Here is a 16,824-nt window from a genome sequence, read left to right as displayed (position 1 = left end):
GACTGGGGACTGGGGACTGGGGACTGGGGATTGGGGATTGGGAAGAGGCTCCAGGATCAAGGGGAAGGGGGTAAGGTGGAGAATAAAAAATTAGCTCTTTTTCCTCTGCTCCCTGCTCCCTGCCCCTCTCCCCTACCTCTCAGTCCCCAATCCCCAGTCCCCAATCCCCAATCCCCAGTCCCCAATGTTTGAACATAGCCGCCGTAATCTTGCTCACTGGTTTGCCCTGTCGATGGGTGGAATTTTGTTTGCGTTTGCTGGGGTGGGCTACTGTCTGAGTGTGGAAGAACAGTTGCGGGTTTTTGATGACGAACTATTTTCACAAAGTAAAGCTTTTGCTGCCAAAACTGAATACTCGCTTTATCAAAGTCAATGGCAAAATCAGCGCAGCCAACAAATTCCTCTAGAAAATGGTGCATCGTTGAATGGTGGACTAGTATACGCTCGGTGGTATAACTCTCAGAAACAACTGGTGCAGTTTATCGGTTCGTCTACTAATAAACAACTCACAGGTGAACCAGGATTTGAAACCCTAGAAACACCACTAAATTCAGATTCTCCCACTAAAACAAGCTGGGTTCGCCAAGTCACACTTCCTGTTTTGTCAGATAAGCAGTTAATTGGCTATTTCCAAACGGCGGTTCCCATGAACTCTCTACGTAGTAGCCTGAACCAAGCCCGCTTGTTTCTCACTTTGGGGGTTCCTGTTACTTTTGGTGTAATTGGAATCACGGGTTGGTTTTTGGGCGGGTTGGCAATGCGGCCAAGTCTGCGGGCTTATCAGCAATTGCAGCGATTTACAGCTGATGCTTCTCATGAATTACGGGCACCCGTTGCTACCGTATTGAGTAATGCCCAGGTTGCTTTAATGCCACCGGAAGATTTATCTGAACAAAGATTGCGATTGCAAAATATTGCCGAAACTGCTAAGTCCATGAGTACGCTGATTAATAATCTGCTTTTCCTGTCCCGTCATAATGGTTCGCTGACGGACACCATATTAAAACCCGTTGACTTGCGCGAAATCTTGAAATCCCTTGCCGAAGATTTTGCGGCTCAGGCTCCCGCCCAAAACCTCAATTTCAACGCCCAGTTTCCAGAACAACCCGTGATGTTAGAAGCTGATGCCAATTTGCTCAAGCAAGCCGTGATTAATCTACTGACTAATGCTTTCAAATACACGCCAGCAGGCGGTAAGGTAGAATTAAATCTTTTTACCCAGTCTCACTGTGCGGTAATTCAAGTTAAAGACAACGGCATTGGCATTCCCACTACTGATTTACCGCATATCTTCGATCGCTTTTATCGTGTAGATACCGTTCGCTCTCGGCAAACAGGCGGCTTTGGACTCGGACTGGCGATCGCTCAACAAATTGTGCAAGGATACAATGGGCAAATAACTGTCAAAAGTATAGTTGGTCAAGGTTCAACTTTTCAAATTAACCTTCCCCTGCAACTATGAGTCCTATAGGGCTTACGCACTGGCAATAAATACAAAATATAAATAAGTTTAAAAACCACATCTTTCGTAAGGGCACAGCAATGCTGTGCCCCTACAGCGCTGTTGTGCAACGCCCAATTTAGACTCAGCAACAGGTGAGTAGTAAATAAACACTATGCTAGAAAAAAGAATCAATAGAAGAGCTATCCTTCAGGGTGCTATCACCTTAGCAGGAACATTGGCAACCGTCCAAATTGCCTGTGCCCAGAAAGCGCAGGTGCAGTCTACTTTAAAACAACGTAAAGGGATTTTGTTAGCGGTAGATTTACAAAATGGCTTTTTAATCACACCTGAATGTCAAGCGGTTGTACCAAAGGTGGTTGCTCATGCTAGTCAGTTTTATCAGGTTTGGGCAACTCGCTTTTTTAACTTGAATCCTAACTTCTCGCGTCAACTCAACTGGAACGAGATGGTATCTGGACAGGAAACGGAGCTTTCTAAAACCTTAATTCCGGTTGTCAGCAAAACCTTTGATAAGCCTTCATATTCTGCGTTTTTACCTACTCTGCTTCAAGCCCTGGAAAGTAATGGTATTAATACAATCGCAGTGTGCGGAGTCGATACAGACGCTTGTGTGATGGCTACAACTTTGGGACTATTTGATGCTGGATTTGAGACGTTCGTTGTATCAGATGGCTGTGCTTCTAGTGCTGGGCAGAAATATCATGAAGCGGCGATTCAGATCTTAAAACGCAACATTGGAGAGAAATATGTAATTTCTTTTAGTAAATTACCTGCAATGTTGTCTTAGTATAGGGGATGTTTTAAAAGGGTCTTTTGCTTTGATTAATTAACCTAAGAGTACAAAACCGGAGCCATTGGCTATGCTATCAGTCAGCAATGCACAAGCAATTATCTTAAATTTGGTGCAGCCGTTGGATAACCAGCGGGATACAGAAGTTGTAGATTTGTTGGCAGCCGATAGTCGGATTTTGGCAACGCCTGTCACCAGTCCTTTAGATTTTCCCCATTGGGATAACTCAGCGATGGATGGGTATGCAGTGCGGTACGAAGATGTGCAGCACTCTAGCGCCGAAAAACCAACTGTTTTGCAAATTATTGAAGAGATTCCGGCTGGGTATCAGCCCAAGTGTACGATTCAGGCAGGGCAAGCAGCGCGGATTTTCACAGGTGCCTTAATGCCAGCAGCAGCCGACACTGTTGTTATGCAAGAAAAAACGCGGCGGGAAGAAAACCGCGTTTTTATCCTAGCCGCGCCACAATCCCAAGAATTTGTCAGACACAAAGCAGCTTTTTACCAAGCTGGAACACAATTACTACCAGCAGGTATTAAGTTAAATGCCCCAGAAATTGCTGTGTTGGCAGCAGCACAGTGTCCAAAATTAAATGTTTACCGTCGTCCGCGTGTAGCAATTTTTTCTACTGGTGACGAGTTGGTAACAGTTGATCAACCATTGCAACCAGGGCAAATTGTGGATTCTAATCAGTATGCACTGGCGGCTTTGGTGAGAGAAAGTGGGGCAGAACCATTACTATTGGGCATTGTCAAAGATGAACCAGTTGCCCTGAGTAAAGTTATTACTGATGCAGCTGCGATCGCTGATATAGTTCTATCTTCCGGTGGTGTTTCAGTGGGAGATTATGACTATGTTGACAAAATTCTCGAATCACTAGGAGCTACAATCCACATTCAAGCTGTAGACATCAGGCCAGGTAAACCCCTCACCGTCGCCACTCTCCCCACTCCCTCTACGGGTTTAGCAATGCTAAACCCCTACTCCCCACTCCCCACTCCCCACTCCCCCCTCTACTTTGGTTTACCAGGAAATCCGGCATCTGTATTAGTAACTTTTTGGCGGTTTGTGCTGCCAGCGATCAAAAAACTTTCGGGAATTAGAGAAGGTTGGGAACCAGTATTTTTAAAAGTGCGATCGCATGATGAATTGCGATCGGATGGTAAGCGTGAAACTTATCTTTGGGGTAAATTGCATTTAATTGATGGAGTTTATGAATTTCACAAAGCTGGTGGTAGTCACAGTTCTGGCAATTTAATTAATTTAGCTCAAACCAATGCTTTAGCTGTTCTACCGCTGGGTAAAACATTAATTTCTCCACAAGAAGAGGTAGAAGTTTTGCAGTTGATTAAGCCTTAAAACAAAGTGATTTCAACACGACTAGCCTAATACGCTTGGGTTAAGCCTAAAAGTATTCATGTAGAGACGGGATTCATCGCGTCTGAAAAACCAGTTTTATTTGCCAATAAATCTTAACCAAGCGTATTGCTTTCTCTCCAAGCGGTAGAGGTATTTTTAACAAAAATTAGAATTTTAAGATGCTCAAATAAAGGAAAATTTTGCCACAGTATAAGTAAAGCTTTTTATTCCACTTGGGTGCAAATTAAATGACTCAAATATTTGAATTTCCAACGGATAAAGACCATTATACGCCTGTTGCTAAACTTGCAGATGTTCAGGCAGCAGGCAGTTTGTTAATCCACAAGGAAAAACATACTATTGTTTTGTTTTACTCAGACAATAGAGTATATGCAATTGATAACCGTTGTCCACACATGGGCTTTCCCCTAGAAGGTAGCACTTGCAAAGATGGTATTGTTACCTGCCCTTGGCATTATGCCCGCTTCGATCTTGCTAGTGGTGGAACCTTTGACTCTTGGGCAGATGATGTGCCTTCTTTTCCCATAGAGATCCGCGATGGTGAAGTTTGGGTAAATTTAGCACCTCCCATTAATCTTCATACCCACCAACGCGAACGTCTGGAAGATGGTTTAAAGCAGAATATTTCCTTAGTGATTGCTAAATCAACGATCGCACTTTTAGATCTAGGAGTCAATCCAGCTGAACCATTTCAAACGGGGCTAGAATTTGGCACTCGTTACAACAAAGCAGGTTGGAGTACAGGTTTAACTATCCACACCTGCATGATGAATCTACTACCTTATTTAGATACAGAAGACAAACCCCGTGCTTTATTTCAAGGACTTTCGGCAGTAGCTAATGATAGCGCCGGTGCGCCGCCTCTGTTTCCCGTTCACCCGTTACCTAACTCTAAAGTTGATTTTCCGACTCTTAAAAGCTGGTTTCGCCAGTTTATTCAGGTACGTGATAGTGAAGCCGCTCAAAGATGTTTGGTATCTGCGATTCGCTCCGGAGCTAATTCTAAGGAAGTTGCAGATATGTTATTCTGTGCTGCTACAGATCATCGTTATCTTGATATTGGGCACACCCTTGATTTTATCAACAAAGCACTAGAAGCCCTTGATACTGTGAATTGGCAAGCAGCCGAACCTATTATCGCTAGCTTAGTTTCGGGTTTAGCCGATGCATCCCGCATGGAAGAATCTAATTCCTGGCGCTACCCTGTAGATTTGGTAGCAATTTTAGAGTCAGCTTTTGAGCAATTACCCACCGTTTTAAGTGCAGGGAAATCTAGACAAGGAACTTGGTCTAACTGGGATGAATTAGTACCAATTTTATTAGGTGAAGACCCCCAAGCGATCGCCGACTCCCTACTGAATGCACTCCAAGCAGGTTGTACTGAAGAACAATTAGCAAGCGTAGTTACTTATACAGCGGCCTTGCGTGTAGCTCGTTTTCATACTAACAATGACTTTGGAGATTGGAATTCCGCACATCATCCATTTACTTTTGCTAACGCCGTGCATCAAGGCTTACGACGAGTACCAACAGTGGAACTATTAAGAGGTGTGTTTGATGCGGCGATGAGTGTGTATTTAAATCGTTTTTTGAATGTACCACCAGCAAGGCTTCCAGAACCCAAAGACTCAGTTAAAAATCCCGAAGAATTACTCCAGCAGCTACCCGATTTATTAAATCGTCAGCAGCAAGTAAACCAGACAGGGCAATTAGTGGCAAATTATTTATACAGTGGTGGTTCTGCTGAAAGACTCATGGCGATGCTGGGGAAAATGATGTTGCGAGAAAACCGTGATTTTCATGTAATTCAAGAAATAGAAGCAGCTTTTCGTCAGTACTCCCTGCTGGGTAATACTCCAGCTGGTATTCATGTATTGGTTGCTGCTTCTCGGTATTTAGCAGCCCATTCTCCCACAATGCGATCGCAAGGCCAGACTTATCAAATCGCTTATCGATTACATAAAGGCGATCGTTTATTTGAGGAAACTTGACCCTCCGAATTTTAGATTTTAGATTTTGGATTTTGGATTTGTTTCGCCCACGCTTGGGCGGGGCATGTAGCTTGCTTCTGGGTTCGCGTAGCGTTCCGCAGGAAAGGAGTACCGAAATAATCTAAAATCTAAAATCTAAAATCTAGAATTGGCACGGTCAATCTAAAATTCAAAATCCAAAATCCAAAATTGTTTTACTCTGCTTTTAACCCCTGTTCAAATTCATCAACAGCTTGAATTGAATCTGAAATTGAAATACATTGCTCTAGCAGGGAAATATCCAATTCTGGCAGGATCTCACTTTTTACTATTTGCTCATATCCATAGGTATCAGGGTAAACTGTGGCTTGTTCTTTTTGAGAATTGTCCCGTAGGTGGTATAACTTAAACTGGTTTCTCTCCCAAAACCATACTTCTGTAACTCCTAATCTTCGGTAGATTTCGAGTTTATTTATGTTGCCGTTAATAACAACTACTTCTATGGCTAAGTCCGGTATCTTTTTCTCTTCACCTATGCAGTAACATTCGTCTGGTTCCGCCCCTGCTTTTTTTGCTTTGTTTCTAAAAGTAGAACTTCCCATAGGTGTAAAACGAATGCGCTTGCTGTAAAAGAAACGCTCTAACAGCATCCCTAAATTCGTTTTGATTTTTTCATGCCTAATTGATGGTGACATTATCTCTAATATTCCATCTAAATAAGTAACACGGTAATGAGAATTATCTTCTAATTTAGCTAGTAGGGATTCATAACTCTCCCAACTTACGCCACTACTGATAAACCTTTCCTCTGGATCATCACTATGCCGTAATTCTGGCTGATCAATTAGTTCTTTAAGGCTGCTGACCATTTTCAATTCTCCTGCTAATTTCAAATGCCCAACCTTAAAACACCTGCTCAAAAGCCTCAATCAGCCTGTCAACTTCCTCAAGGGTGTTGTAATGTACCATACTCACCCTGATTATTCCACCTTGGGATGCTAAACCCAAATATTCAATTAACCGTTTAGCATAAAAGTCTCCGTAGCGAATTCCAATATAATGCTTGTCAATTTTTGGTGGAATAGTTGAGCTATTGATGCCATCGACGACAAAAGATATAGTCGGCACACGGGAATTGCGGTCAGCTTTTGATTGACCAATGACTCGGACATTAGACTTGTTGTTGAGGTAATTTAAAAGGCGATCGCTAATCTTCTCTTCGTGTATGCTAATTAAATCAAATGCTTGCACCATCTGATTTCTCAAATCGAGTGCAGTTTGATTGTCGTAGTGTAATTGTGCTAATTCACTCAGATAATCACACAAACCCAACATTCCATAACTTAATTCAAAGTTGACATTTCCCAGTTGGAATTTATAAGGTATATCTGTTTGTTGAATAAAATAATGATTCAGCCCAGGCAATCTTAATAAATGTTCTTCTTTGCCATAAAGTAAAGCATGATGTGGCCCATAGACTTTATAAAAACTCAAAGCATAAAAATCAACATCTAAATTTTGGACATCAATCAATCTGTGTGGTGCATAAGCTACGCCATCGACACAAATCATCGCACCGCGATCGTGTACAAATGCAGCAATTTCTTTAATAGGGTTGATCGTTCCCAAAACATTAGAAGCATGAGTTAAAGCTACTAATTTTGTGCGCTGATTCATCAATGGTTCTAAATCTGCTAAATCAAGTTCCAAAGTATCTGGGCGAATTTGCCATACTTTAACCTTCATTCCTTGTTTTTCCAGAGCAACCCAAGCACCAATATTCGCCTCATGGTCACAATTAGTAACAATAATCTCATCACCAGGTGTGAAGGTTTGACCCAAACAAATTGAAAGAACTCTCAACATCATTGTAGTAGATGGTCCCATCACAACTTCTGTGTGAGAATTGGCATTAATAAAAGTAGCCATTCCCCTAGTTGCTAAAGCTAATCGTTCTCCTGCAAGTTGGGAAACTCCATAAGAAGCTCCCAACTGAACATCAGAAGTCAAGAGAAATTCGCTAATTCTATCTACTACTTTTTTCAGGGTTTGTGACCCGCCAGCATTATCAAAAAAAGTCCATTCACCACCAAGGGCGGGAAAATATTGACGAACTTTATCAACATTCAGGAGCATGGTAGAAATCCTCTAGAGAACGTTCTTTACCCTAGCCTACCTTTTGGCAAGTCGCCCAGAGAACATCTACATCCTTTTTTGTTTACAACTTGTCATGTCAGCCTTCCTACCCCCCAAAAACTTCTGTCTGGAGGAGGTATACTTAAAGGTACAAAGAGTATCTTACTGACATATCTAGTTTCCAGCAAGCATTAATGTCTTGATTCTTCACAATTTTTGCTATTTTTTTTGATAAGTTTAAGGTAGAGTCAAAGCAAGTATTGTTTTGATTCTTAATTCCTTGATTGAAAATAAAGGAACAACCCATGAAGACTACGGTTAAATATGACATCGAGCTGATCAAGGAAGAAGCACTTGAGCTTGTTAAAAAGAGACTTGTTAACCGTCAGCAGCCAATTTATACCCTCTGTAAATATATTCCTCATCGTGACTGGATTAATTTTGAACTTGAGCTAGAAAAAAACGAATTTCTACTCAGAGATAGAATTATTGACCTCCTAGAACACGAATCTTGGGATGAAGACTGAGGCTGCATCTAGAAACTGAAACTATTAACAACATCGTAATAAAAAGCAAATTACAAATTGATTTTTCCAAATGAAAAACCCTCGAATTTATTCGGGGGTTATAAACATAAGTAAGCAGTCAATATTGTTTGTTATATCATGTCTGCTTGATTACTTACTAAACCCCAAGAACCCCACCCCGTCAAAGCTACGCTTTGTCTCCCCTCCCGAAGAGCCTACGGTGTACACACAAGTCGAATTACCCCCCTTAATCCCCCCTTAGAAAGCTACCGTGTATACACAAGTTAGTAAAGGCACGGCAGTGCCGTGCCCCTACGAGAAATCTATCTGTATCAAGGTTTTCGTGAAATGGTATTACGCATTGACAGGAAATACCAAACATGCATCATTCAAAAACCACATCTTTCGTAGGGGCACAGCACTGCTGTGCCCTTTATTGAGGACTTCGCTAGCGCTGCACTCGTAATGACAATTTATTGGGTCTATAAGGCTTGAAACCTTTGCAGATAGCACTTGTGTATACACCGTAGCCCGAAGAGCGGGGAGGGGCTGGGGGTGGGGTGCAATGACTGTGGGAATCATAACTAATTATCCGGACATGATATTAAACGGGCATTGGCAGTGCTGTTAGCGGTAGTGGGGCGTTTAGGGACTGACAAATCAAAAAATACTCAACTACTTCTTGTGGGGTGGAGAGAAGTCTGAGCTAAGGCTTCTAGATCAGAACTTCGGGGCGTCTCGCCCGCCCGTAGCCAAAGGCGCGTAAGATGCCCACCCTAACAGATTGGATAATTTATTTGTTGGAAGTCCCTTAGTCCGTACTCAGTTAGGAGTGAAGAGTTATTATTCTTTCCTCTGCCCCACTCCCCACTCCCTATTCCCCTATTTTTCTCAATTTGTATCAGCTAATACCTAATAATTAGGCTAGAGCCTCACATTTCGATTAATTGATTACTGAAAACAAATAGCAGGAAATTATACTTATTTGATTTCAGTTAATTGGTATTAAGCAGGTAACTGTTGTAGTCCTATCCATCCACTGCTCGATTGCCGTTGCCTTGCGTAAATAGTTGTATGAGTAGGTTCTTGTGTTTGAGGTTTACTAGGTAGTTTTCCCATTACGGTCTCTGCAAATGAACTGGATTCCTGCCAATTATAAACAGGCATTTCTTGCCAACAGTGGCGACAGAACCAATAAGTCTCTCTACCGCGTATATGTTCTAAAAGTAAACCAGAACAGCAAGGACAGTAATTCATAGTTTTGTCAAATCCAGTTAATAAAAGTGTTATTGCAAATCAAGGCAGCCAGTTGACAAACCCTTAGTTACTTAAACTTAATTTGTCTATATTTTGACTATAGTCTTAGAATGTGAGGAACTTGTGAGTAAATTTAAATTACTTATTATTTCTATAATATTTATACATATTTCTTGAGTAATGATCCCAGCATATTTAACTAGATCTTCATGAGATCCTCATATTTTACTGGTAGAATTACAGAGGACAAAGAAAGAAGTTTGAGGTATGTGTTCTGGCGATCGCCCAGCTAAGCTGATGTGTTTTTAAGTTCCATAATTTCAGATCCCTAGAAAGACGTAGGAACGCAAATATGCAATTTAAATGACGCCCTGTCCGCGGGGGTATGGCAACTCTGGAGACGCTCTTGATAGCTTGCTTAAGAGTAGGGCGCTAACCCCGCATTTCTCACAAGCTTGAGATCAGATGTGCAGAGGGGCAGAGGGGCAGAGGGGAGGCACATTGAACTCTCCTCTGCTCAAGAGCTCAAGAGCACAAGGTTTTGAGAGATGTGGTGATAAATCCGGGTCTAGTCCTATTATCAATTTCCAAAATTTGACACTACGTAATACTACAAGAGCATTAATTAAGGTAATCTCTTTAAATAGCAGATCATCTATTTTGAATTTGACAATAGAATGAGTTTGTCTACTCTAAAATTCTATCTACTTGCTGTTCCTGGCTTGGTTACTAAATTATGCTGTTTTCCCTGTACTGTCTGGTGAAATTTACAGGACGCATTTATCCATATACTTGATTAATCGCTTCTTTAAGCAGAAAAATTCTTGATTTACAACAATTTACTTGTTATAAGTTTTGCTAGCTTCTGCTAGTTCATCCTGATATCAACAAGATAATTAGAATTGACTAATTAACTATGCGATTCAACGATCAGCTAATTAATTTACCTACTTTATATCATGTTATTAATCGTACTCCATTAACGATTAACCCTAATAGTTATGCAGTCGAAGCTATTATCTTAATGAGTCAGGAAAGATGTAATAATTCTGCTCCCACCACCTTAAGTACGGCATTCGATTTAAGCCTTGCAGGTCAATCATTAAGTGACTGCATCTTGGTTATGGAGCGAGGATATTTATTAGGTATTTTTACAGAAAAAGATGTAGTTAAGCTTATAGCTTCTGGAATTGACTTCTCGACGGTGACAATGGCTGAGGTAATGACGCAGCCAGTTGTTACCCTGAGAGAATCAGATTCTCAGGATATTTTCATAGCCTTATCGTTATTGCATCAGCATCAAATTCGCCATCTGCCAGTTTTGGACGACGGTGGGCAATTGGTAGGAATCATCAGTGATACTAGCTTGCTACAAGCCTTTGATTTGGTAAAAATGGTTGGGGTTGTTGATGGCTTACAGCAATCTTTACAAAAATCCACAGATGAATTCAGCCAGGTTAATCAGCAAATCGAAATAGACCAAGTGCGCTGCCAAACTCAAAATTACTTAAAACTATGGGTTGAGGCACAATCTGCTGAAATCATGCAAATTAATCAGGAACTTCAAGAAGCCCTCGAAGAATTTCGGACTGCACAAGAGGAACTACGCCAACAGAATGAAGAACTGCTCGTTGCTGGTGAGCTAGTAGAATTAGAACGGCAGCGTTACCAGGATTTGTTTGAGTTCGCTCCAGATGGTTATTTGGTAACCGATGCAGCAGGTATTATCCAAGAGGCTAATCGTGCAGCAACGACGTTGTTCGGTGTAGTGGCAGAATATTTGGTCAACAAACCGTTAATATTGTTTATTGCTCAAGAAGACCGCCAGACCTTTACCACCCGACTGAATAATTTGCAGCAGGTGCAGGAGTGGGAAGTTTATCTAAAACCCCGGAAAAAGAAACCTTTCCCGGCTAGCATCAAAGTGGCTGCCATATACGACTCACAGGGCAAGCAGGTTGGCTGGCGCTGGCTACTTTGCAATATTACCGAACGCAAACAAGTAAAAGAAGCACTACGTCAAGCTAACGATGAGTTAGAAAGACGAGTGGCGGAACGGACATTTGAACTTGTCAGGTCTAACCTACTCTTGCAACAAGAAATTAGCCAACGCCAACGGGTCGAGGAAGCATTGCAGCAAAGCGAAAACCTCTACCGCCAACTTGTGGAAAGCCAAACGGACATTATTATCCGCATTGATTTGCAAGGGCGGGTGACCTTTGCCAATGTAGCTGCTTGTGAAGCCTTCGGCTGGAAACAAGATAAATTTTGCGGTCAGTCGTTTTGGGAGTTTATTCATCCAGATGACTTGCCGCAAGTAATGGAAAATGTGACAGCTTTAGTATCTTCATCTTATACCTTGACAACTGGTGAACGACGTGCATTTACTGTCAACGGTATCCGCTGGTTTCAATGGAAAAGTATTGCAATTAAAGATGAAAAAGGACAGGTTGTTGAAATCCAAGGGGTTGGAAGAGACATTACTGAACAGCAAGTTGCGCTGCGCGATCGCCAACTTGCCGAAGAAGCATTGCGCCAAAGTGAGGAGAAATTTCGCAATTTTGCTGAAAACAGCCAAGCAGTGATTTGGATTGCTAGCCCTGATTCATTCGATCCTTTGTACATTAGTCCTGCTTATGAAAAGATTTGGGGTCGTTCTTCTCAGGATTTATTTGAGCAGTCGGAGTTTTGGATAAACACGGTTCATCCAGACGATGGCCATTGCCACACCAAACTCATAGAACAACTGCTGAATAATCAGTCAGCTTCAGCAGAATACAGGATTTTCCAACTTGATGGCTCATTACGCTGGATTTGGAATCGGGGTTTTCCTGTATGCAACGCCCAAGGAAAAATTAACTACTATGGTGGTATCGCCGAAGATATCACCGATCGCAAACTCGCAGAAGAATCACTGCAAGAAAGTGAAGCGCGATTGAGTTTAGCTCTGGAAACTGCCCAAATGGGTATCTGGGACAGGAACCTGATGGCTAATACCGTTATTTGGTCTGCCAATATGGGACCACTTTATGGTCTACCGAGCGGCACTTCATGTCCACCCTTTGAAGACTACCTGAATTTAATCCATCCAGAAGACCGCGAATCTGTGGTTGCAAGTATAACTCGCGTTATCGAACAAGGAAGAGGAACCACAGAGTATCGAGTTGTCTGGCCTGATGGCAGTATACACTGGTTAAACTCAACAAGTCAGGTATACTATAACGAAATCGGTGAGCCGATACGAATGATCGGTACAAACAGAGATGTTACCGATCGCAAACTCAACGAACAAAAAATCTCCGAACAAGCAGCTCTACTTGATATTGCCACCGACGCTATATTAGTTCGAGATTTTCAATCGCAAATTTTATTCTGGAATAAAGGTGCAGAGCGGATGTACGGTTGGCTTTCTACAGAGATGATGACAACAGACTCTCGAGAAATTTTGTTCCAAGCAGAAACTAAAACGCAATTAGAAGTACCGCTAAAGAGCGTAATTGAAAGTGGTTCTTGGCAAGGTGAGTTAGATAAAATTACCAAATCCGGTAAGAAAATTGTCGTCGAAAGCCGCTGGACATTGATGCAGGATGCAAACGGCAAACCCAAATCCATCCTCTGTGTTGACACAGATATTACAGAAAAGAAACAACTCCAAGAGCAGTTTTTTCGCACCCAGCGATTGGAAAGTATTGGCACTCTTGCAGGCGGTATTGCCCACGACTTGAATAATATATTGACACCAATTTTAGCCGCAGCTCAATTGTTACAAGACAAATTTTTCCAAGACGAGGAGCGTTCTGAGCAGCTAATGGCACTTGTAGAAAGCAACGCCAAACGGGGAGCAAGTTTAGTCAAGCAAGTCTTGTCCTTTGCGCGAGGATTTAAAGGAGAGCGCACAATTATCCAAGTCGAGTACCTGATTTCAGAAATTATCCAAATTGTTAAGCAGACATTCCCCAAATCTATTGAATTTTCTACAGTCATCTCAGAAGATATTTGGGCTGTGACTGGAGACACCACACAACTGCATCAAGTGCTGATGAATCTAATAGTAAATGCCCGTGATGCTTTGCCAGATGGGGGTAATATCGAAATTTCTGCGACAAATCAGTTCATTGATCAAGCTTATACGAAAATGAATCTTGATGCCAAAGTTGGGTATTATATTGTGATTACCGTTGGTGATAATGGAATTGGCATTCCGCCAGAAATATTAGATAAAATTTTTGAGCCATTTTTTAGCACAAAAGGGGTTAATACAGGCACCGGGCTAGGACTTTCAACCGCACTTGGCATCATTAAAAGCCACGGCGGTTTTATCAAAGTGTCCAGCCGAGTTGGTAAAGGCAGCAAATTTAAAGTTTTTTTACCAGCAGTGGAAGCAAGCCAAGTATTTGATACAGAAGATTCAGAAGCGCACCCAGGAAAGGGAGAATTAATTTTAGTTGTAGATGATGAAGCTCAAATTCGTGACATTGCTAAAATCATCCTCGAAAATCACAATTACAAAATGATTGCTGCCAGTAATGGCATTGAGGCGATCGCACTTTATGCCCAGCACAAGCATCAAATTCAAGCTGTATTGATGGATATCATGATGCCGGAAATGGATGGAATCACCGCTATTCGCACCTTGCAAAAAATGAACAAGCAAGTTCAAATTATTGCCTGTAGCGGACTGAACTCAATGGAAGTGTTTGCTGAAGCTGGTGATACTAATGTGCAAGCAGTTTTATCCAAACCCTACACAGGCAAAGAATTGTTGAAAATTTTACACCAGGTATTCAGAAGTAATTAATTTTGTGTAGTAGGGGCGTACCAACGAACTTAATTGACGGCTAAAATTAAAGCTTAATGTTAATGCTAAAGCTAAAATGCCGCATATCTTACTAGTGGATGATGAAGCAGCCCTACGGGAAAGCCTGACTTACACACTGGAAAAAGAAGGTTATACAGTGACAACGGCAGCCGATGGACATAATGCTATTAAACAGTTCCACAAGCAAGTACCGGATATAATTTTGCTAGACTTGATGCTGCCGGAGGTTGATGGCATGGAAATCTGTTGGCGAATTCGGGCTTTTTCGGATGTTCCCATTGTGATGCTGACGGCAAAAGATCAAGATATTGATAAAGTTTGGGGCTTGGAAGCGGGAGCAGATGATTATGTCACCAAGCCTTTCAACACTCGTGAACTGCTGGCACGGATAAAAACAGTGTTACGCCGTCGTTTAGGGAATTAGTTTTAAAGAAAAATGGGCTGGTTGCCTAGAATCAAATTAAATTCCATTCATGCTAAGCTGCTAGCCACCTATCTGTTACTGATAGCTTTGGGAACCTCCTTCATGGCAGGCTATATCCTCTGGTCGTTCCATGCTTACTTCATGCGATCGCGACAAATGGATTTGGAAAATTGGACAGCTGCCTTGAGTGAGAGTGCCGCAGATGCTTTAGAAGCAAAGGATCTCCAACGAATAGAAGTGTTAGTGCAGCGGTATGGAGCGCCAGAAACTGTGACACTCCGCATTTTCAATCAACAAGCTCGCCTCTTAGCAACTTCCGATCCACTCCGAGACAAACTAGTTACAGACTGGTACAAAGTTCCCGGAGTATGGGAAGCTTTGCAAAATCGTCCCGAACAAGGGGTAGCAAAAGGAGTTTTATCAACTGAAGACCGCCTCTACATCGCTCGACCAATTGCGCGTAACGGTCAATTACTGGGCGTACTGCGAATGTCCATTACTTTGGATCAGCTTCAGCGTCAGTTCGCAACGGTGATTTGGAGTGTTTTAGGAACCCTGGCGGTAACAATCTTGCTCTGTGCCTTAATCAGCACTCGCTTTGCTCGCAGTCTTTCAAAACCAATCGAAACTATGCAAAACTTTGCGATTCGCTTGGGTGGTGGTCATTTTGGCGATAAGCTGATTATCCATGAAAACAATGAGTTGGATCAGTTAGCGGCAGAACTCAACCGGATGAGTCAACGACTGGCTTCTTTAGATCAAGAACGTCGGGCTTTTTTAGCAAATGTTTCCCACGAACTCCGCACGCCCATCAGCAACGTGCAGGTAACAGTAGACGCACTCAGAAGTGGTGCATATGAAGAACCCGAATTACGCGATCGCTTTTTCCAAACAATTGAGAACGAAATCAAACGCTTATCACGACTAATTCATGATTTGCTCGATTTAGGACGTTTGGAAGCAGGAGTTACTCAACTCGAACAGCAAATATTCTCACTGCGCGGTCTAATTAACCGTGCTGTGAATGCGATGGAATCCCGAATGCAAGCTGTTGGCGTATCTGTGCAGGTAAACGTAGTTGATTTACAACTACAAGGTGATCCGGAGCGGCTATTACAGGCAATTTTAAATGTGCTAGATAACGCCATCAAACACTCAGTACCCGATTCTTTGGTGTTGATTTCTGGGTATACCAAGGGTAAACAAGCGGTTGTGAAAATTCAAGACCAGGGATTAGGTATTAGCGAGGATGATTTACCCCGGATTTTTGAGCAGTTTTATACAACAGACCCCTCCCGCAAAGGCAATAGTAACGGACTGGGATTAGCGATCGCCAAGCGCATCATCGAAGCCCATCAAGGCAGCATCACAGCCAGCAGTCTTCCCAATGAGGGCGCGACTTTTACGATTTGTTTACCGCTGTTAGGGAGTGGGCAGTAGAGACGCGATGAATCGCGTCTGTAGGGAGGTAGGGGAGGCAGGGGAAGAATAACTCCTAACTCCGCACTCTTAATTCCCAATTCGCTCACAATTTCCTCAAATTCTTCCAGTAAATTGGGAGGGTGGGTAACATGTCGCCAAAATTGGGATACTCCCGATGAATATTGTTAGGAAGATTAATGATGAGTTAGCGATCGCTGGACAAATTACACTAGATCAGTTAAAACAAATCGCTGATGAGGGTTATAAGTCTGTACTTAACCTACGTTTACCCGATGAAACAGGTTTCCTGGTTGATGAACAGGAGAAAACTGAGCTTTTGGGACTGTACTATATAAACCTCCCGTTCAAAACTGAAGACATTAAAGAGCAAGGTACGTTCCAGATATTTCAGAAGATTGCTAAGTTACCAAAACCGACTCTCATCCATTGTGATAATTCAATTCGTTCAGCCACAATAGTATTGTTATATATTGCGTTAAAACAGGGCATAGAATTTGAAAAAGCACTGCAAAAAGTTATTAATTTAGGCTTGATATAACAAGAAAATCGGTTGGTTTGGCAAGTTATGATGTAGTTTTTCTACTGTTTTATTGGTTTGGTGTAGATTGCAAT

12 protein-coding genes are annotated in these 16,824 nt (G+C 42.1%); 9 read left to right on the top strand and 3 right to left on the bottom strand.

All coding sequences use genetic code 11. The features are described 5' to 3' along the window. Nucleotides 1-184: 184 nt before the first annotated feature. The 4 genes from IQ276_RS27660 to IQ276_RS27645 all read left to right on the top strand — a co-directional run bounded on the left by IQ276_RS27660 (nucleotide 185) and on the right by IQ276_RS27645 (nucleotide 5,627). Nucleotides 185-1,462, top strand: coding sequence for a sensor histidine kinase (locus IQ276_RS27660; protein ID WP_235116030.1), 1,278 nt, complete (start codon nucleotides 185-187; stop codon nucleotides 1,460-1,462). A gap of 154 nt (nucleotides 1,463-1,616) precedes the next feature. Beyond that, nucleotides 1,617-2,252, top strand: coding sequence for a cysteine hydrolase family protein (locus IQ276_RS27655; RefSeq protein ID WP_193924630.1), 636 nt, complete (start codon nucleotides 1,617-1,619; stop codon nucleotides 2,250-2,252). Between the two features lie 73 nt (nucleotides 2,253-2,325). Continuing rightward, nucleotides 2,326-3,615 carry a molybdopterin molybdotransferase MoeA gene (locus IQ276_RS27650; protein ID WP_235116029.1) on the top strand — a complete coding sequence of 430 codons (1,290 nt, stop codon included), beginning with the start codon at nucleotides 2,326-2,328 and terminating at the stop codon, nucleotides 3,613-3,615. A 248-nt stretch (nucleotides 3,616-3,863) separates the two neighbouring features. Continuing rightward, the gene (locus tag IQ276_RS27645; protein WP_193922283.1) at nucleotides 3,864-5,627 is read left to right on the top strand and encodes a Rieske (2Fe-2S) protein; all 1,764 of its coding nucleotides are present in this window, start codon (nucleotides 3,864-3,866) and stop codon (nucleotides 5,625-5,627) included. 194 nt (nucleotides 5,628-5,821) lie between these two features. On the opposite strand, the gene IQ276_RS27640 is transcribed toward IQ276_RS27645, so the two are convergent. Together IQ276_RS27640 and IQ276_RS27635 are read right to left on the bottom strand one after the other, a co-directional pair. Then, nucleotides 5,822-6,475, bottom strand: coding sequence for a Uma2 family endonuclease (locus IQ276_RS27640; protein WP_193922287.1), 654 nt, complete (start codon nucleotides 6,473-6,475; stop codon nucleotides 5,822-5,824). Between the two features lie 34 nt (nucleotides 6,476-6,509). Further along, nucleotides 6,510-7,742 carry a cysteine desulfurase-like protein gene (locus IQ276_RS27635; RefSeq protein WP_193922285.1) on the bottom strand — a complete coding sequence of 411 codons (1,233 nt, stop codon included), beginning with the start codon at nucleotides 7,740-7,742 and terminating at the stop codon, nucleotides 6,510-6,512. 305 nt (nucleotides 7,743-8,047) lie between these two features. On the opposite strand from IQ276_RS27635, the gene IQ276_RS27630 reads away from it, so the two are divergent. Beyond that, nucleotides 8,048-8,269 (top strand): DUF4327 family protein, encoded by a 222-nt coding sequence (locus tag IQ276_RS27630; protein WP_190884267.1) that lies wholly within the window; start codon nucleotides 8,048-8,050, stop codon nucleotides 8,267-8,269. Between the two features lie 1,005 nt (nucleotides 8,270-9,274). On the opposite strand, the gene IQ276_RS27625 is transcribed toward IQ276_RS27630, so the two are convergent. Further along, the gene (locus IQ276_RS27625) at nucleotides 9,275-9,526 is read right to left on the bottom strand and encodes a hypothetical protein (protein WP_190884273.1); all 252 of its coding nucleotides are present in this window, start codon (nucleotides 9,524-9,526) and stop codon (nucleotides 9,275-9,277) included. Between the two features lie 916 nt (nucleotides 9,527-10,442). On the opposite strand from IQ276_RS27625, the gene IQ276_RS27620 reads away from it, so the two are divergent. From IQ276_RS27620 to IQ276_RS27605, 4 genes are all read left to right on the top strand, one after another. After that, on the top strand, nucleotides 10,443-14,324 hold the full coding sequence (locus IQ276_RS27620; protein ID WP_193919255.1) for a PAS domain S-box protein: 3,882 nt from the start codon (nucleotides 10,443-10,445) through the stop codon (nucleotides 14,322-14,324). 76 nt (nucleotides 14,325-14,400) lie between these two features. After that, nucleotides 14,401-14,769: a response regulator transcription factor gene (locus IQ276_RS27615; RefSeq protein ID WP_193919257.1), complete on the top strand. Its 369-nt coding sequence runs from the start codon at nucleotides 14,401-14,403 to the stop codon at nucleotides 14,767-14,769. 12 nt (nucleotides 14,770-14,781) lie between these two features. Next, nucleotides 14,782-16,209, top strand: a complete 1,428-nt coding sequence (locus IQ276_RS27610) for a sensor histidine kinase (RefSeq protein ID WP_193919259.1) — start codon at nucleotides 14,782-14,784, stop codon at nucleotides 16,207-16,209. 157 nt (nucleotides 16,210-16,366) lie between these two features. Beyond that, nucleotides 16,367-16,750 carry a protein tyrosine phosphatase family protein gene (locus IQ276_RS27605; protein ID WP_193919261.1) on the top strand — a complete coding sequence of 128 codons (384 nt, stop codon included), beginning with the start codon at nucleotides 16,367-16,369 and terminating at the stop codon, nucleotides 16,748-16,750. Nucleotides 16,751-16,824: the final 74 nt, after the last annotated feature.

It is taken from the genome of Desmonostoc muscorum LEGE 12446, from assembly GCF_015207005.2.
Lineage (GTDB): Bacteria > Cyanobacteriota > Cyanobacteriia > Cyanobacteriales > Nostocaceae > Nostoc > Nostoc muscorum.
This window is presented reverse-complemented; position numbering and strand designations above follow the sequence as displayed.